This is a genomic window from Lishizhenia sp. (genome assembly GCF_033720595.1).
Classification (GTDB): Bacteria; Bacteroidota; Bacteroidia; order Flavobacteriales_D; family Crocinitomicaceae; genus Lishizhenia.
This window is the reverse complement of record NZ_JAWWCF010000261.1, coordinates 1-3,164: the sequence shown is the minus strand read 5'-3', so window position 1 is coordinate 3,164 and position 3,164 is coordinate 1. Positions and strand designations below refer to the sequence as shown.

At 37.6% G+C, this 3,164-nt stretch carries 5 protein-coding genes; 3 read left to right on the top strand and 2 right to left on the bottom strand.

The window, feature by feature from the left end; translation table 11 throughout:
* Both R3333_RS13700 and R3333_RS13695 read right to left on the bottom strand, forming a co-directional pair.
* Positions 1–302, bottom strand: a 302-nt coding sequence (locus tag R3333_RS13700) for a hypothetical protein (protein WP_318959338.1), incomplete at its 3' end; no start/stop codon positions are given.
* Positions 303–336: 34 nt separating this feature from the next.
* On the bottom strand, positions 337–897 hold the full coding sequence (locus tag R3333_RS13695; RefSeq protein ID WP_318959337.1) for a type 1 glutamine amidotransferase: 561 nt from the start codon (positions 895–897) through the stop codon (positions 337–339).
* A 90-nt stretch (positions 898–987) separates the two neighbouring features.
* On the opposite strand from R3333_RS13695, the gene R3333_RS13690 reads away from it, so the two are divergent.
* The 3 genes from R3333_RS13690 to R3333_RS13680 all read left to right on the top strand — a co-directional run.
* Complete coding sequence (locus R3333_RS13690) at positions 988–1,956, top strand: nitronate monooxygenase (protein WP_318959336.1); 969 nt, start codon at positions 988–990, stop codon at positions 1,954–1,956.
* Complete coding sequence (locus tag R3333_RS13685; protein WP_318959335.1) at positions 1,943–2,419, top strand: PaaI family thioesterase; 477 nt, start codon at positions 1,943–1,945, stop codon at positions 2,417–2,419. The genes R3333_RS13690 and R3333_RS13685 overlap by 14 nt, the downstream gene beginning before the upstream one ends.
* Before the next feature lie 82 nt (positions 2,420–2,501).
* On the top strand, positions 2,502–3,164 hold a 663-nt coding region (locus R3333_RS13680), incomplete at its 3' end, for a hypothetical protein (RefSeq protein WP_318959334.1).

The window sequence follows — 3,164 nt, the reverse complement described above, 5'->3', positions numbered from 1 at the left end:
GCATTTAGAACTGAAGGATCCCATCCAGCACCTGCAGGATTTGGAGGATATAGGTTGAGTATACTAAGCGTATCTAAAATTGTGTTTCCTGAGCTTATAAAGAGTTTGCAGTCATTATGATTGTAATGTCCGTATTCAGTTCCCACTGAATGATTGATAAAGCTATACGTCAAGCCTTCTTTATTGATGATGAAATTCGCGCGTTGTCGTCCGCTGGTTTCAAAGTACTTTTCATCAATTTTGTTTTGTGCGAAAGTAAGAAGTAGGGTGAATAGACTTAAAAGACTTAGGATGGTTTTCATTTTGTCGGTGATTTTAAGACAATGATATATAATTTTAACTTTCTCTACAAATATTCACAAAATTTTCAATTAATCGAGCTCCCATATTTCCAGAAACTTCAGGGTGGAATTGTACTCCATAAAGCGGTCTTTCTCTGTGTTCCATGGCTTCGTTTACGCAAAGGTCAGATCCTCCCAAGAGTTTGAAACCTGGAGGTATGCTTATGCTTTCCGTATGATCCTCCATCATTAAAGTGTCCTTGGGGATAGATTTTAACAAAGGACTTTCTTCGTAGAAACTGATGGTTTGCCAGTCTCTATCTTCTTTTTCTAAAGCTGGAAACGCTCCGAATTCCATTCCTAGAATTTGATGACCGAAGCATACGCCTAGAACCGGTATTTCAATCTCCTTTACAAAGCTAAATGCCTCTAAATATGGATCTGGATTGACTTGTGATATAAGGATAGGGGCACCAGAAATAATAATACCCTTAAATTCACTTAAATCAGTTTTTCCAACATCATACATGGATACAGTAGTGTAATCCATATGATCGTTTACTATGTCTTCTAGGTAGGGTACTTTGTTAGATCCGCAGTTTACAATTAAAATCATTAGCTTACAGAATATTTGAACCAATGAAGGAAAGTTAAGAATACTTTTTTAAATTAGGGACTTGTATTATGTATACATAAAAAATCTACTATGGATCTTTCAAAAGTGAAACTTGCTCAAATGTTAAACATAGAAATGCCTATCATCATGGCTCCTATGTTTTTAGTGTCTAATGTGGCCATGTTAAAGTCGGCTGCAGAAAGTGGAATTACCGGTGCAATTCCTGCTTTAAATTTTAGAACAGTGGAGGAACTGAAAAGTGCTTTAGTAGAAATGAAAGCAGATGTGAAGGGTCCAATTGGTATTAATTTAATTGTAAACAAGAGTAATTTTTTATACAAGGAGCAATTAGAAGTATTGTGCGAAGTAGGGGTAGACTACATCATTACAAGTTTGGGGTCTCCCGAGGAAACCATTAAAAAAGCACATCAGCACGGAATCAAAGTTTTTTGTGATGTCACGGATGTGAAATATGCCAAAAAGGTGGAAGCTCTCGGTGCAGATGCCTTAATCGCTGTGAATCGTGAAGCAGGTGGGCATGCCGGAAATCTATCATATAAAGAGTTAATCCCTTTACTGAAAGAAAATTGTTCCATTCCAGTGATTTCTGCTGGGGGAGTGGCAACCGGACAACAGATGAAAGAAATTTTAGAACTCGGTGCTGATGGACTTTCTATGGGCTCTGTATTTATTGCCTCGGATGAAGCTGGAGTTTCTGATGAATACAAACAAGCCATTGTAGATTATGGAGCGGAGGATATAGTGATGACCACCAAACTTTCTGGGACTCCCTGTACAGTTATAAAAACTCCGTACGTTGAAAAAATTGGAACCCAACAAAATTGGTTAGAGCGACTGCTTAACAAGAACAAAAAATTGAAGAAGTGGTTCAAGGCATTTACTTTTTACAAGGGAATGAAAAAATTGAGAAGTGCTGCTTTTAGTGCAACCTATAAAACGGTTTGGTGTGCCGGACCTAGTATTGAGTATGTTAAAAAGATAGAACCCATTACTGCAATTGTAAATCGTTTAAAAGAAGAATACAATGCAGCCCGTTAAGGAAATATCGAAAGCAAAAATGCAACGTCAATTATGGATGTTGGGAGTTTTTAAAATTCCGATGTTGGCTTTTTGTAAACCAAAGCTTATTTCTATCTCAGAAAAAGAGGTAACCATTGGTATACGTCTTAGAAGAAGAACGAAAAACCATCTGGGGTCCATGTATTTTGGAGCCTTAAGTGTTGGAGCTGATGTTTCTGGTGGTATTTTGGCGTTTTACTTTGCGGAAAGATACGGACTAAAGATCTCCTTTGCCTTCAAATCCTTTGAAGCACAGTTTCATAAAAGAGCGGAGTCTGATATACAGTTTTACTGCAGTGAAGGTCAGAAAATAAAAGCTTTAGTAGAAAAAGCCAAAGCGCTTGGGGAGAGACAAAATGAAAAAGTAGAGATTTTGGCCAAAGACAAAAGTGGGACAATTGTGGCAAGTTTTGTTTTGGAGCTTTCAGTTAAAGTGAAATAAGCGTATTTTTGATTGTTGACTATGCAACTAATTCGTGAAAAATCACGTTTTTTAAGGAACTATTTAACAATTCAAACATCCAATGAGTAAACTACATTCACTCTTCATTCTACTCTTACTTTTTTCTTTTAGCTCAAGTTCTCTAGCCCAGTGTTTAGGACTCGATGAAGTAGACCTAGGTGTGGATACAACAATTTGTACGTATGATACATTAATCTTAGCCGGACCAAGTGGTTATGATTTCTATCAATGGAGTGAGCCTGTAGATAATGATTCTCTTTGGGTGAGTCAGTCAGGAACCTATACCCTAATGGCGGGTAATTACGGGAATACCAACTTAGTTCAACACGGAGATTTTGAAGGGGGAACAAACAATACAAGTAATAACTTTACCACAGATTATATTCCCGGACAGGGAGGTACTTGGGGGTTGCTTTCGAATGGTGGACAATATACCGTTTCTACAGACCCAAGTTTAACACACAGTAATTTTGTTACCTGTGGAGATCACACTTCAGGAAATGGAAATATGCTAGTGGCGAACGGTTCACACGTACCGAACACTACAGTTTGGAGACAAACGGTGAGTGTTAACCCAAACACAGGGTATTTATTTTCTTTTTGGGCTACAAACGTGGTAAATAGTACTGCAGTTTCTTACTTACAATTATACATAAACAATGTACCGATTGGAGATACCAATGTTACAACTACAGCTTGTAGCTGGGCAGAAATTGGTAGTTTG